Consider the following 12,752-nt stretch of genomic DNA (forward strand, 5'->3'; position numbering starts at 1 on the left):
GTCTTGGTGTTCAGCATCACCGTCCGTGACCACGTGATGGTCGCCCACAGCTTCCGCGGGGAAGTCTTCGGTCCCGCGCAACGCCTGCACGGCGCGACCTTCGTGGTGGATGCGACGTTCCGCCGCGCCGAGCTCGACGAGGACAACATCGTCGTCGACATCGGCAAGGCCACGGAAGAGCTCGGGGCGGTGCTGAGCGACCTGAACTACCGCAACCTCGACGACGAGCCGGTGTTCAAGGGCATCAACACCTCCACCGAGTACCTCGCGAAGGTCATCGCCGACCGCCTCGCCGACGCCGTCCACGCCGGTCGCCTCGGCGAAGGCGCGCGCGGCCTCGAAGGCATCGCCGTCTCGCTGAAGGAATCGCACGTCGCCTGGGCGAGTTACGAGCGTGCGCTGTGAACTCCCTGTACGTAGTGCTCCCGGGGGACGTCGACGACGTGTCCGTCCCGTCCGGCGGCAACACCTACGACCGGCGGATGTGCGACCGGCTCGCCGAGGCCGGCTTCGACGTTCACGAGATCGCCGTCTCGGGCAGTTGGCCGCGCCCGGACACCGAGGCCCGCGCGGTCCTCGGCCACCTGCTGTCCGCGCTGCCCACCGGGTCCGCGGTCCTGCTCGACGGCCTGGTCGCCTGCGGGGTGCCCGAGGTGATCGTCCCGCAGGCGCGCCGGCTCTCGCTGTCGGTGCTGGTGCACCTGCCGCTGGCCGACGAGACCGGCCTGCCGCCCGCGCTCGCCGCCGAGCTCGACGCGCTCGAGCGCGAGACGCTGCGGGCCGCGAGCTCGGTCGTCGCGACCAGCGAGTGGGCCGCGCGCCGGCTCGTCGAGCACCACGGGCTCGCCCCGCACCGCGTGCACGCCGTGCCGCCGGGCGTCGACCCCGCGCCGCCCGCCGTCGGCACCGACGGGATGTCCCGGCTGGTCTGCGTGGCCACCGTGACCCCGCGCAAGGGCCAGGGCCTGCTCGCCCAGGCCCTGGAAACCGTCGCCGACCTGCGCTGGACCTGCGAGTGCGTCGGCGGGATCCGCCGCGAGACGAAGTACGTCGAGCGGCTGCGCGAGCACCGGCTCGGCGCCCGCTTCACGCTCACCGGCCCGCGCACGGGCGCCGCGCTGGCCGCGACCTACCACACCGCCGACCTGCTCGTTCTCCCTTCGCGCGCCGAGACCTTCGGCATGGTCGTCACCGAGGCCCTCGCCCGCGGCGTGCCGGTGCTGACCACCGACGTCGACGCGCTGCCCGACACCGTCGGCGTCGCGCCGGACGGCTCGGTGCCCGGGATGCTGGTGCCCGGCGACGACGTCGAGGCGCTCGGCGCCGCCCTGCGCCGCTGGCTCACCGAACCCGATCTGCGGACGCGCCTGCGCGCCTCGGCGAAGCTGCGCCGCGCGACCCTCACCGGCTGGGACGACACGGCCCGCCGGATCGCCGACGTCCTGCAGCGGCAGGAGGCGGCGGCATGAGTGAGTTCGCCCCGGACTGGCTCTACCTGCGGGAACCCGCTGACGCGGCGGCCCGCGCGGGTCAGCTCCTCGAACCCCTGCGCGAGTTCCTGCCCGCCGACTTCACCGTCCGCGACCTCGGCTGCGGCACCGGCTCGCTCGGCCGCTGGCTGGCCGCCCGGCTGCCCGGCACGCAGCACTGGATCCTGCACGACCGCGACACGGCGCTGCTCGACCACGCCCGCGCCGCCCTGCCGGGTGCGGCCCTCGACGGCAGCCCGGTCGACGTCGTCGCCGAGCAGCGCGACGTCACCGCGTTGCGGGCCGCCGACCTCGCCGGGACGTCGCTGGTCACCGCGTCCGCCCTGCTCGACCTGCTGACCCGCGACGAGGTCACGGCGCTGGCCAAGGCGGTCGTCGAAGCCGGCTGCGCGGCGCTGCTGATGCTGTCGGTGACCGGCCGGGTGGAACTGTCGCCCGCCGACCCACTCGACCCCGCGATCGCCGCCGCGTTCAACGCCCACCAGCGCCGGATCACCGGCGGCCGCCGGCTGCTCGGCCCGAACGCCGTGGACGTCGCCGCGACCGCATTCGGCCGGCTCGGCGCCACGGTGGTGCGGGCCGAAAGCGCCTGGCGGCTCGGCCCCGACCAGGCGGAACTGCAGCGGCAGTGGCTCGAAGGCTGGGTCGGCGCCGCCGTCGAGCAGCTGCCGGAGCTGCGTCCGGTCGCCGACGTCTACCTGCAGCGCCGCCTCGAGATGGCCACGGCCGGCGAGCTGCGCGCGGTGATCCACCACGGCGACCTGCTGGTCCTGCCGCCGAGCCTGGAGGTGGCGGCGTGAAGCGCGCGCTGGCCTGGCTGCGGATCCTCGGTGCCTTCGCCATCCTCGGCGTCCTCGTCTGGCAGCTCGGCAGCGACGCCTTCCTCGACGGCCTCGGCCGGATCAGCACGCCCGGCGTCCTCGCCGCGCTGGTCATCGGCTTCGCGACGACGGTGTTCAGCGCGGGCCGCTGGCAGATCGTCGCCACCCGGCTCGGCCTGCGGCTTTCGCTGCGCACCGCCGTCTCCGACTACTACCGCGCGCTGTTCCTCAACGGCGTGCTGCCCGCGGGCGTCCTCGGCGACGTCCACCGCGCGGTGCAGCACGGCCGCGACTCCGGCGACGTGCCGCGCGGCGTGCGTGCCGTCGTCCTGGAGCGGACCGCCGGCCAGCTCGTGCTGATCGCGTCCGCGGTCGGTGTCGTGCTCTTCGCCCCGGACGTCGTGCCCGGCGCGTTCCGCGAGGTCGTGACGGTCACCGGGGTGGTCGTCGTGCTGGCCGCCGTCGCCGCGGTCGTCGCCGGCCGGGTGTTCGGCGGCCGCTGGATCCACAGCGAGTCGAAGGTCCGCCGCGGCTTCGCCGTCACCCTCGCCGACCTGCGGCTCGGCCTGTTCACCCGCGAGACCTGGCCCGGCGTGGGCTTCCTGTCGGCCGCGACGCTGGCCGGGCACCTGACGCTGTTCGTCGTCGCCGCCCGTGTCGCCGGGGTGGACGCGCCGGTCTGGCAGCTCGTGCCGCTGATGGTCCTCGCGCTGCTCGCGATGGGCCTCCCGCTCAACGTCGGCGGCTTCGGCCCGCGCGAGGGCGTCTGCGCCCTGCTCTTCGGCGCGGCCGGTCTGGGGGCCGCCCAAGGTGTCACCGTCGCCGTCGTCTACGGGGTGCTCACGCTGGTCGCGAGCCTGCCCGGCGCCGGTGTCCTGCTCGTCCGGAGCGTCGCTGGGGTGCGCCGGACGGCACTTTCACGTGAAAGTGCCGCACGACCAGCCCGGCACTTCCACGTGAAAGTGCCGGGTTAGAGAGGTGGAGACCATGACCGCAAGCGAAATCATCGGGGATCTGCCGCACCGGGCCGTGGTCGAACGGGTCGTCGAGACCCGGCTGCCGACCCGGCACGGGACGTTCCGCGCGGTCGGCTACCTGGACCGGGCCGGCACCGAGCAGGTCGCGCTGGTGTACGGCGAGATCTCGCCGCTCGGCGCACTGACCCGGGTGCACAGCGAGTGCCTGACCGGCGACGTCTTCGGCTCGACGCACTGCGAATGCGGCGATCAGCTGGCGGTGGCGCTGGACCGGATCGTCGAGGAGGGCTCGGGCGTGCTGGTGTACGTCCAGGGCCACGAGGGCCGCGGCATCGGCCTGCTCGCGAAGCTCGAGGCGATGCGGCTGCAGCAGGACGAGGGCCTCGACACGGTCGACGCGAACGTGGCGCAGGGCCTCCCGGTCGACGCCCGCGACTACCACGCGGCGGCGGGCATCCTGACCGACCTCGGCATCCGCTCGGTGCGGTTGCTGTCGAACAACCCGGAGAAGGTCGAACAGCTCACGCGCTACGGAATCCGGATCAGCGAGCGGATTCCGCTGCTGGTTCCGCCGAACCCGGAGAGCCTGCGGTACCTGCGGACGAAGGCCGAGCGGATGGCCCACCTGCTGCCGCACCTATCCGGCGCTTAGCGCCTCGAGCACGCCGGCGAAGCGCTGGACCAGCGTGTCGAGCACGACGTGCCCCTTCGCCGCGGTCGCCAGCGACGGGCGGCCGACCACCCCCGACTCCGTGTACGCCCGCAGGCCCAGCGTCAGCAGGTGGTCCCGGTCGGTGACGTGGTCGGCGTCCTCGTGGCCGGGCCGGACCAGGTGCGGGTGGGCGTGCAGCAGGATCGACGTCTCCAGCTCGCCGGCGTGCATGTCGTCGTCCAGCGACGTCCGCAGGCCGGCGGCGGTGTGTGCGGCCTGCCAGTCCGCGACGCCGGGGTACAGCGCCATCGCGCCGCCGGCTTCCTGGACCACATTGGACAGTACGTAGTTGCCGCCGTGCCCGTTGACCAGCACGAGCCGCTCGACGCCGGACGCCGTCAGCGACGCGGCGACGTCGGTGACCACGGCGTGCAGCGTGCGGGCCGAGATGCTCACCGTGCCGGCCCACCCCGCGTGCTCGTGCGAGCAGGAGATCGTGATCGGCGGCAGGTGGAGCACCGGGTAGGCCTCGGCGACGGCTTTCGCGAGCGTCGCCGCGATGACCGTGTCGGTGGAGAGGGGGAGGTGCGCGCCGTGCTGCTCGAAGCTGCCGACCGGCAGCACCGCGACCGACGCCCCGCGGGCCTGCTCCTCGACGGTGGTCGCGAGCGGGAAGAGGTCGGTCATGAGCACGTCCCTTCACTTAGGTTGGAATCATGAGCGAGCATGCCGCACTACTCGACGTCGCGCGCGAAGCCGTGGCGAAGGCGACGGACATCGTCCGGTCGCGCCCGAGCTTTTCCGTTTCGGCGAAAGGTGATCGCGACCTGGTGACCGACGTCGACACGGCGGTCGAAGACGCGCTGCGGGAGTTCCTGACGGCCGAGACGCCGGAGATCGGCGTCCTCGGCGAGGAACGCGGCCGCAGCGGCGACGGCGGCGGCCGCTGGTGGGCGCTCGACCCGATCGACGGCACCGCGAACTTCGCCCGCGGGATTCCGCTCTGCGGGATTTCCCTGGCGCTGGTGGACGGCGAGCACAGCACGGTCGCCGCGATCGCGCTGCCGTACCTCGGCGTCACGTACACGGCCGCGCGCGGCGAAGGTGCTTTCGCGAACGGAGAGCGCGTACGCGCGTCTGCCGCGACGGACATGTCGGACGCGATGATCGCCGTCGGCGACTTCGCGATCGGCCGGCTGGCGGAAGAGAAGAACGCGACGCGCCTGCGGCTGCTGTCGGACCTCGGCGCGCGGGCGCAGAAGATCCGGATGCTCGGCACCGCGGCGATCGACCTCGCCTGGGTGGCGGACGGAAAGCTCGACGCCGCACTGATCCTGTCCAACAACCCGTGGGACACGATGGCCGGCGTGCTGCTCGTGCGGGAGGCCGGCGGGGCCGTCGTGGACCGCGACGGCAGCGAGCACACGGTCGGTTCGTCGTCGACGATCGCGGTCGGCGCGGGGCTGCGCAAGGAGATCGTGGACGCACTTGATCGGGCGTACGGGGTTGTTCGTTAGGATTTGCGGGTACACGGTGGGCAGCGCCACAGCGCACGATTGCGCTGCCCGTCCAAGGTTTTCGGCTACGTTGGTACCGGCCGGCGGATGATCCTGGCATGCTGGCCGGATCTCGTCGGCACACTTTTTGAGAATGGTGGATGCTCGTGGAAAGTCGCCGGATCCGCGATCGGTACCGGCTGCTGGAGCCGATCGGCGGCGGCGCGATGGGCACGGTGTGGCGGGCGCAGGACGAAATGCTCGACCGCACCGTGGCGATCAAGGAACTCCTGCTCCCGCACGACCACGACGAGAGCCGCACCGAAGAGGCGAAGAACCGCGCGATGCGCGAGGCGCGGATCGCCGCCCGGCTGCAGCATTCCCACGCGATCACCGTGTTCGCCGTCCTCGAAGAGGAGGACCGGCCGTGGTTGATCATGGAATACCTGCCGTCCAAGAGTTTCGCGGTCGTCGTCGGCGAGGAGCCGGCTTCGGTGGACGACGCCGTCCGCGTCGGCGCGCAGATCAGCTCGGCGCTGGCCGGCGCGCACCGCGCCGGGATCGTGCACCGCGACGTGAAGCCGGCCAACATCCTGGTGTCCGAGGACGGCACGGCGAAGATCACCGACTTCGGCATCTCCCGCGCGATCGGTGACGTCAAGCTGACGGCCACCGGCGAGATCGCCGGAACGCCCGCGTACCTGGCGCCCGAGGTGGCCCGCGGCGAGGACGCGGACTTCGCCGCCGACGTCTTCTCGCTCGGCGCCACGCTGTACGCGGCGGTCGAGGGCAAGTCGCCGTACGGCACGGCGGACAACCCGATCGCGTTGCTCTACAAGGCGTCCAGCGGGGAGATCGAGCCGCCGGAGAAGGCGGGCCGGCTGACCCCGCTGCTGCTGCGGATGCTGGCGACCGAACCGGCCGAGCGGCCGTCGATGGACGAGGTCGAGCGCGAGCTGCGGGCGCTGCTGCCGGACGCGGAGCCCGGTGAGTCGGTGCTCGCGGAGACGATCCCGGAGACGGAGGCCGCCGCGGTGTCCGCGGTGCCGACCGTGCCGGCGACGGTCGCCGTGCCGCCGTCCGGCGAGGTCGCCGCGGTGACGCCGGGTGCGCGCAAGGGCCTGATCGCGGTCGGGGCGGGCGCGGCGCTGCTGTGCGTCGCGGTCGTCGTCGCGATCCTGCTGGTCGTGCGTCAGAAGCCGCCGACGGACACCGCCGCTCCGCCCGCGTCGCCGGAGACGTCCAGCCCGGCTTCCGTGACACCTTCGACGACGCCGTCACCCGCGCCTTCGGCTTCGCGGACGCCGACGACCACGGCTCCGCCGACGTCACCGTCGGTTTCGCCGGTGTCCTCGACGAAGACCGCCGTTCAGGCGATCCAGGACTACTACGCGTTGCTGCCGGAAAACCCGGCGGAGGCGTGGAAGCTGCTGACGGACCGGTTCCGGGCGTCCCGCCACCAGACGTACCAGACGTACACGAGCTGGTGGGGGCGGTTCAGCTCGGTCAAGGTCACGAGCGCCAGCGAAGCCGGCCCGAACCGGGTCACGGCGCGCGTGGTCTACAGCGACGGCCAGTCCGAGAACGACACCTTCACGATGGTCCAGGTGAACGGCGTTTGGATGATCGACGCCCAGAGTTGAACCGTTCAGCTCTCGGCTGCGTGTGACGGGTGTGCCGTCCCGCCGTCGATCCACGCTGGAGGTTGAGCGATGAGGCCTGCCGACCCGATGGTGTTCATCCTCCCGGCAGTGCCGCCGGCGAGCGACACGTACGACAAGCGCATGTGCCAGAACCTGCCTGCCGTCGGCCAGCCGGTGCTGGAGCTGCCGATCGTGGGCGACTGGCCGGAGCCGGACGCGACGGCCCGCCGTCGCCTGGCGCGGTCGCTGGCCGCGTTGCCGGACCGGACGGTGGTGCTGCTCGACGGCGTGATCGCGTCGGGCGTGCCGGAGATCGTCGTCCCGCACGCGCGGCGGCTGCGGCTGGCGGTGCTGGTGCACCAGGCCCTCGCCGACGAGCCGGGCCTCGACCCGGCGCACGCGGCGGAGCTGGACGCGTGCGAGCGCGAGACGCTGCGGATGGCCGGGATGGTCGTCGCGACGAGCCCGTGGCTGGCCCGCCTGCTGATCGACCGCCACGACCTCGACCCGGGCCGCGTGTACGTGGCCAAGCCGGGCACCGACGCGGCCCCGCTGGCGGCGGGCGCCGACGGCGTGTCGCGGCTGCTGTGCGTCGGCGACGTGACCCGCCGCAACGGCCAGGACGTGCTGGTCCAGGCCCTCGGCGAGGTCGGCCACCTGGCGCTGTCGTGCGTCATGGCGGGGTCGCTGGAGGTGGACCGCGGGTACGTGGACGAGCTGGGCTGGTCGATCGAGCGCCTCGGCCTCGGCGGCCGAATCACGCTGGCCGGCGACGCGGTCGACCTGGGAGCGGCGTACAACGCGGCGGACTTGCTGGTGATCCCGGCCCGAGCGGCGGTGTCGGGCATGTTCGTCGCCGCGGCGCTGGCCCGAGGAATCCCGGTACTGGCCACCGAGGTCGGCGGGGTGTACGACGCGCTGGGCGTCGACGCGGACGGCGAGATGCCGGGAGTGCTGGTGGAGCCGAACGACCCGTACGCACTGGCCGACGCGCTGCACCGCTGGTACGCGGACCCGGAACTGAGACGGTCGTTGCGAACGGCGGCGTTGGGCCGGGGCAGTGCGTTGGAGGAGTGGGACGTCGCGGCGCGGCGGTTGACGGAGGCATTGTCGAGGTTGGCTTCGGAGCCGCGGATCGTCGCCTGACGCTTGCCGCGCTGCTGCTCACCGCGGCGTCGACCGTGGTGCTGGGCATCCAGGAGATCCCGAGCCGGGCGTCGATCGCGCTGCCGATGGTCGCGCTGGTCACCGTGCTCGGCGGGCTCGAAACGTTCTTCAACTGGCGGTCGCGCTGGCAGGAGTTCTTCGACCGCCACCACGTGACGTGGGCCGACGCCAGCCGGCAGTGGGTCGAGTTCCGCCGGCTGGACCGGCCACCGCAGTCACCCGAAATCCGCGCCTGACCGATTCCTTTCGCCGCCCGCGCCGGTCAGCCACAGTGTGACCGTGGATTTCGAGCCCTACCGGCGTGAGCTGCTGGCCCACTGCTACCGCATGCTCGGCACGCCCGACGAGGCCGAGGACGTCGTGCAGGAGACCTACCTGCGCGCCTTCCGGGCGTATGACCGCTTCGAGGGCCGGTCGTCGCTGCGGTCGTGGCTCTACCGGATCGCGACCAACGCCTGCCTGACCGCGCTGGAGCAGCGGGGACGGCGGCCGCTGCCGTCCGGGCTGGGCGCGCCGGCGGCCGATCCCGATGCTCCGCCCGTTCCGGCCGAGCCCGGTGACCAGTGGCCGCGCCCGATACCCGATGCCTTGATCACGTCCGCGGCGGACGACCCGGCGGAGATCGCCGTGGCCCGCGACGGCGTCCGGCTCGCTCTCGTCGCCGGGCTGCAGCTGCTCCCGCCGCGCCAGCGCGCGGTGCTGATCCTGCGCGAGGTGCTGGCCTTCCCGGCGGCCGAGGTCGCGGAACTGCTGGGCACGTCGGTCGCGGCGGTGAAGAGCATGCTCCAACGGGCCCGCGCGACCCTCGACACGGCCGGCGAAGTCGGCGAGCTGACCGAGCCCGACCAACGCGAGCTCCTCGACCGCTACATGAGCGCGTTCATGAACTCGGACCTGGCGGCCCTGGAGCGGGTCCTCCGCGACGACGCGGTGATCGAGCCGGTCCCGTCCCGGACCTGGTTCGCCGGGAAGACGACTTGCGTCGCATTCTTGCGACACGTAATGGGCGAGCCGGGCGAGTGGCACATGACACCGACCCGCGCGAACGGCCAACCCGCGGCGCTGGCCTGGTACCGCGGCGAGCCGTTCGGGGTGGCGGTCCTGACCCTGGGCAAGGGCGGCATCGCACGGATCACGGTGTTCGGCTTCCCTGACCTGGTGGAGCGGTTCGCCGGGACGGACCCGGCGAACCGGACCATCACGCCAGGGTGAGCGCGTAGATCTCGACCCGCGGGTCGTTCGGCAGGCTCACCGACTGCAACGTCTTCGCGGAATCCAAAGCCGCCGAAATCCCGAACAGCCGGACCGGTGGCCCGTCGACCCCGCTGCCCGCCTTGATGCGGTGCGGCATGTCGAGCACCACCGACGCACCCGACCCGGCCCAGTCGGCGAACGTCACCGCGAGGTCGGCGCTCGTGCCGTCCGTGTAGTGCGCCGTCAGCGTCGTCGACACCGGGCCGTTGTGCGACGACCCGACCAACCGCAAGGAGCCGTGCTGACCCGCCGGCAGCAGCAACGACTGCCCGCGGGCCTCCACGAAGTTGGGCGAAGTCCCCGAAGCGTCCGGAGCCGCGTACGTGACGCCGTCCCAGACGACCGGGCCGGCCGCGGGCAGGAGCGAAGCGTCGTAGCTCCAGCCGCCGCCGTCGAAGTTGCCCTCCGTGGACGCCGCCACCGTCGCCGTGCCGTCGTGGTTCAAGTCGCGGCCCAGGTCCACCGCGCACGACGTGCCCGGAACGCAAGCCGACGGCGTCCGGACCTCGACCGTCGCCGACCGGGTGACGCTGTTCGCGCCCAGCCCGGACACCTTGACCTGCACCGGGTACGTGCCCAAAGCGGTCCCGGCCGGCACCGAAACCGTGATCGGCACCGTCTTCTGCACCGGCAGCCGCCCCGACCAGATCAGGTCGACCGGCTGAACCCGGACCTTCCAGCCCGCCGGCGCGGTCGCGGAGACCGTCACCGGCTGCAGCAGCGGGTTCTGCGCGACGACGTCCAGGTCGAGGTGCACCTGCTGCGCCGAACCCGCCGGGATCACGACGGACGTCTGCCGCAGCGACGCGTCGACGTGCCGCCGCAGGTCACCGGCGGCCTTGTTCACCGACGGCGGCTCCGACCCGACCCCCCACGAGGACGGCTTCGACCCGAGCTTGTGCGAAAGAACCCCGCCGTGCGCCACAGCGGACCAATCGAGGGACGTCTCCCGGACGTTCCGGCCGTTCAGCGACACGCTCTGCACGTACCGGTTCGCGTCGGAAGCCCCCGGCGCGTTGACGGTCAGCGTGCCGCCCTGCGACCGCCCGTACTGTCCGATCCGGACGGTCGCCGACTCGAACTGCGGGCTCGACAGCGCGAGGAAGTTCGCGCCGCTCATCGTCGGGTACAGCCCGAGCGACGAGAAGACGTACCACGCCGACATCGTGCCGAGGTCGTCGTTGCCGGTCATGCCGTCCGGGCCGGTGGTGAACAACGTCATCGCCGCGCGGACGACCGTCGCCGTCTTGGCCGGCGCGCCCGCCCACAGGTACATGTACGGCGCGAGCAGGTCGGGCTCGTTGTTCGGGTTGTAGGTCGCCTTGCCGTAGTAGTCGTACGGGCTGGAGATCCAGTCGTTGCGTGCCGTTCCGGCGGGATCGGAAAGCAGCTTGTCGTAGGCGAAGAAGGAGTCGAGCCGCTTCTCGGTCGACTTCTTGCCGCCCATCAGCGAGACGAGGCCGCTCGGGTCCTGCGGCACGAGCCACTGGTACTGGTAGGCGCCGCCCTCGTGGAACTGGTGGTCGGCGTCGACCGGGTTGTACGGCGTGAGGAACGTGCCCTCAGTCGTGCGCGGGCGGAACTGCTGCGTCGAGGAGTCCCACAAATTGCGATACCACTGACCGCGGTCGGCGAACATCTTCGCGTCCGCCTTGTGGCCGAGCCCGCCGGCCATCAACGCCAGCGCCGCGTCGGCCGCCGAGTACTCCATGGTCGCCGACGCCGGGTGCTCGCAGTCGTTGTCGCCGCCCTTGGCCGCGCAGTCCTTGCCGAGCTCCAGGCCGCTCGGGATGTACCCGCGGTCGTTGTAGTAGTTGACGCCGGACCGCCCGTTGTAGGGCGAATCGGCCGGCGGCGTGCTCGTCGCGTTCTTCTTGAGCAGCGCGTACGCCTCTTCTTCGTGCCCGGCGAGCAGGCCCTTCGACCACGCCTCGACGAGGAACGGCGTCACCGGGTCGCCGGTCATGATGTTGGTTTCGCTCTCGGCCAGCGCCCACCTCGGCAGCCACCCGCCGTCACGCCCGATGGCGACGACCGACAGTGCGACGTCCCGCGCTACCTGCGGTTCCAGCATCTCGAGGAGCTGGTTCTGCGGCCGGTAGGTGTCCCAGAGCGAGAAGTTCTGGTACGGCGTGTAGCCGCTCGCGGTGTGCACCTTGCCGTCGAAGCCGGTGTACGCGCCGTCGGTGTCGCCGGCCAGGTTCGGGTGCAGCTGCGCGTGGTAGAGCGCGGTGTAGAACGCCGTCTGGCGCTCGGTCGTGCCGCCGGCGATCTTGATCGCGCCGAGCCGGTCGGCCCACTGCTGGTGCAGCGCGGCGCGGGTGGCGTCGAAGTCGTAGTTCGACGTCTCCGCGGCGAGGTTCTTCCGCGCGCCGTCGAGGCCGGTGTAGGACAGACCGACCTTGAGCACGACGTCGTGGTCGGTGGTCGCGTCGAAGCTGGCCCAGGCGCCGTTGCCGCCGGTGCCCGCGGCGTCGCGGCTGTCCGGCGTGCGCGTCGAGTCGCGCCAGGTGCCGAACGACGTGAACGGCCGGTCGAACGTCGCCGTGAAGTAGACGGTGTGCTCGTCGTGGCCGGCGCAGAACCCGCCGGCCTTGACGCGGCCTTCGAGGGTCCGGTCGCCGACGACGTGGATCTCGGAGTCCTTGACGGACTGGTTGGCCTGACCGGTGTTGAACAGGACGTTCGCCTGCCCGGTCGAGGGGAACGTGTAGCGCTGCCAGCCGGTGCGCGCGGTCGCCGTCAGCTCCGCGTTCACGCCGTACTTCTTGAGCCCGACGCGGTAGTAGCCCGGCTCGGCGTGCTCGTCGTCGTGGCTGTACTCGGACCTGTAGGCGTTCTTGTCAACGTTGTCGACGGCCCCTGTCGTCGGCATGATCGGCAGCTCGCCCATGACACCGCAGCCGACGCCGGACAGGTGCGTCTGGCTGAAGCCGTAGATCGCGTTCTGCAGGTAGTCGTAGCCGCCCTGGCCGCCGGTGTCCGGGCTGACCTGCACCATCCCGAAGGGCGCGCTCGCGCCGGGGAACGTGTTGCCGAAGTTCTGCGTGCCGACGAACGGGTTGACCAGGCCGACCGGATCCACCGGCGCGGGCGCGGCCTGCGCGACGGCGGGCGCCAGGCCGGCGACCACCACCCCCGCGGCCACCGCGGCGGCCATCCGTCTGCTCTGCGACCACATGGGCGCACCTCCCAGGAGATGACAACGTTGTCAGAAGCGGACCATCGGTCAGGCCCGTGGTTCGGACAGCA

Annotated in this window: 12 protein-coding genes; 10 read left to right on the forward strand and 2 right to left on the reverse strand. The window is 72.2% G+C overall.

The genetic code is table 11. The features are described from left to right. Nucleotides 1-6: 6 nt before the first annotated feature. The 5 genes from ACIQWX_RS11030 to ribA are packed head-to-tail and all read left to right on the forward strand — an operon-like array spanning nucleotide 7 to nucleotide 3,940. Nucleotides 7-405, forward strand: a complete 399-nt coding sequence (locus tag ACIQWX_RS11030; protein ID WP_257920749.1) for a 6-carboxytetrahydropterin synthase — start codon at nucleotides 7-9, stop codon at nucleotides 403-405. Continuing rightward, nucleotides 402-1,469 (forward strand): glycosyltransferase family 4 protein, encoded by a 1,068-nt coding sequence (locus ACIQWX_RS11035; protein WP_400868196.1) that lies wholly within the window; start codon nucleotides 402-404, stop codon nucleotides 1,467-1,469. Before ACIQWX_RS11030 ends, ACIQWX_RS11035 begins: the two co-directional genes overlap by 4 nt. After that, nucleotides 1,466-2,290, forward strand: a complete 825-nt coding sequence (locus ACIQWX_RS11040; protein ID WP_400868198.1) for a methyltransferase domain-containing protein — start codon at nucleotides 1,466-1,468, stop codon at nucleotides 2,288-2,290. Before ACIQWX_RS11035 ends, ACIQWX_RS11040 begins: the two co-directional genes overlap by 4 nt. Next, nucleotides 2,287-3,285 carry a YbhN family protein gene (locus tag ACIQWX_RS11045; protein ID WP_400868200.1) on the forward strand — a complete coding sequence of 333 codons (999 nt, stop codon included), beginning with the start codon at nucleotides 2,287-2,289 and terminating at the stop codon, nucleotides 3,283-3,285. The genes ACIQWX_RS11040 and ACIQWX_RS11045 overlap by 4 nt, the downstream gene beginning before the upstream one ends. A 13-nt stretch (nucleotides 3,286-3,298) precedes the next feature. Then, nucleotides 3,299-3,940 carry a GTP cyclohydrolase II gene (gene ribA, locus ACIQWX_RS11050; RefSeq protein WP_400868202.1) on the forward strand — a complete coding sequence of 214 codons (642 nt, stop codon included), beginning with the start codon at nucleotides 3,299-3,301 and terminating at the stop codon, nucleotides 3,938-3,940. Here ribA and ACIQWX_RS11055 read toward each other — a convergent pair. Continuing rightward, entirely contained in the window at nucleotides 3,926-4,627 is a 702-nt protein-coding gene (locus ACIQWX_RS11055) for a creatininase family protein (RefSeq protein WP_400868204.1), read from the reverse strand. The two genes, ribA and ACIQWX_RS11055, sit on opposite strands and share 15 nt — an antisense overlap. A gap of 29 nt (nucleotides 4,628-4,656) precedes the next feature. Here ACIQWX_RS11055 and ACIQWX_RS11060 point away from each other — a divergent pair, with 29 nt between their 5' ends. From ACIQWX_RS11060 to ACIQWX_RS11080, 5 genes are all read left to right on the forward strand, one after another. Further along, complete coding sequence (locus ACIQWX_RS11060; RefSeq protein WP_400868206.1) at nucleotides 4,657-5,457, forward strand: inositol monophosphatase family protein; 801 nt, start codon at nucleotides 4,657-4,659, stop codon at nucleotides 5,455-5,457. Between the two features lie 140 nt (nucleotides 5,458-5,597). Continuing rightward, complete coding sequence (locus ACIQWX_RS11065) at nucleotides 5,598-7,079, forward strand: protein kinase (protein ID WP_400868208.1); 1,482 nt, start codon at nucleotides 5,598-5,600, stop codon at nucleotides 7,077-7,079. Nucleotides 7,080-7,166: 87 nt separating this feature from the next. Further along, nucleotides 7,167-8,225, forward strand: coding sequence for a glycosyltransferase (locus ACIQWX_RS11070; RefSeq protein WP_400869527.1), 1,059 nt, complete (start codon nucleotides 7,167-7,169; stop codon nucleotides 8,223-8,225). 35 nt (nucleotides 8,226-8,260) lie between these two features. After that, nucleotides 8,261-8,482, forward strand: coding sequence for a hypothetical protein (locus ACIQWX_RS11075; RefSeq protein ID WP_400868210.1), 222 nt, complete (start codon nucleotides 8,261-8,263; stop codon nucleotides 8,480-8,482). A 37-nt stretch (nucleotides 8,483-8,519) separates the two neighbouring features. Next, nucleotides 8,520-9,458 carry an RNA polymerase subunit sigma-70 gene (locus tag ACIQWX_RS11080; RefSeq protein ID WP_400868212.1) on the forward strand — a complete coding sequence of 313 codons (939 nt, stop codon included), beginning with the start codon at nucleotides 8,520-8,522 and terminating at the stop codon, nucleotides 9,456-9,458. Here ACIQWX_RS11080 and ACIQWX_RS11085 read toward each other — a convergent pair. After that, nucleotides 9,445-12,681 carry a GH92 family glycosyl hydrolase gene (locus tag ACIQWX_RS11085; protein WP_400868214.1) on the reverse strand — a complete coding sequence of 1,079 codons (3,237 nt, stop codon included), beginning with the start codon at nucleotides 12,679-12,681 and terminating at the stop codon, nucleotides 9,445-9,447. The genes ACIQWX_RS11080 and ACIQWX_RS11085 overlap by 14 nt on opposite strands. Nucleotides 12,682-12,752: the final 71 nt, after the last annotated feature.

Source organism: Amycolatopsis sp. NPDC098790 (genome assembly GCF_044759945.1).
Taxonomy (GTDB): domain Bacteria; phylum Actinomycetota; class Actinomycetes; order Mycobacteriales; family Pseudonocardiaceae; genus Amycolatopsis.

Excerpts from the sequence above, each read along its gene's own strand:
- ribA (WP_400868202.1), top strand. The coding sequence starts at position 3,299 with ATGACCGCAAGCGAAATCATCGGGGATCTGCCGCACCGGGCCGTGGTC.
- ACIQWX_RS11065 (WP_400868208.1), top strand. The coding sequence starts at position 5,598 with ATGCTCGTGGAAAGTCGCCGGATCCGCGATCGGTACCGGCTGCTGGAG.
- ACIQWX_RS11040 (WP_400868198.1), top strand. The coding sequence starts at position 1,466 with ATGAGTGAGTTCGCCCCGGACTGGCTCTACCTGCGGGAACCCGCTGAC.
- ACIQWX_RS11055 (WP_400868204.1), bottom strand. The coding sequence starts at position 4,627 with ATGACCGACCTCTTCCCGCTCGCGACCACCGTCGAGGAGCAGGCCCGC.
- ACIQWX_RS11070 (WP_400869527.1), top strand. The coding sequence starts at position 7,167 with ATGGTGTTCATCCTCCCGGCAGTGCCGCCGGCGAGCGACACGTACGAC.
- ACIQWX_RS11085 (WP_400868214.1), bottom strand. The coding sequence starts at position 12,681 with ATGTGGTCGCAGAGCAGACGGATGGCCGCCGCGGTGGCCGCGGGGGTG.
- ACIQWX_RS11060 (WP_400868206.1), top strand. The coding sequence starts at position 4,657 with ATGAGCGAGCATGCCGCACTACTCGACGTCGCGCGCGAAGCCGTGGCG.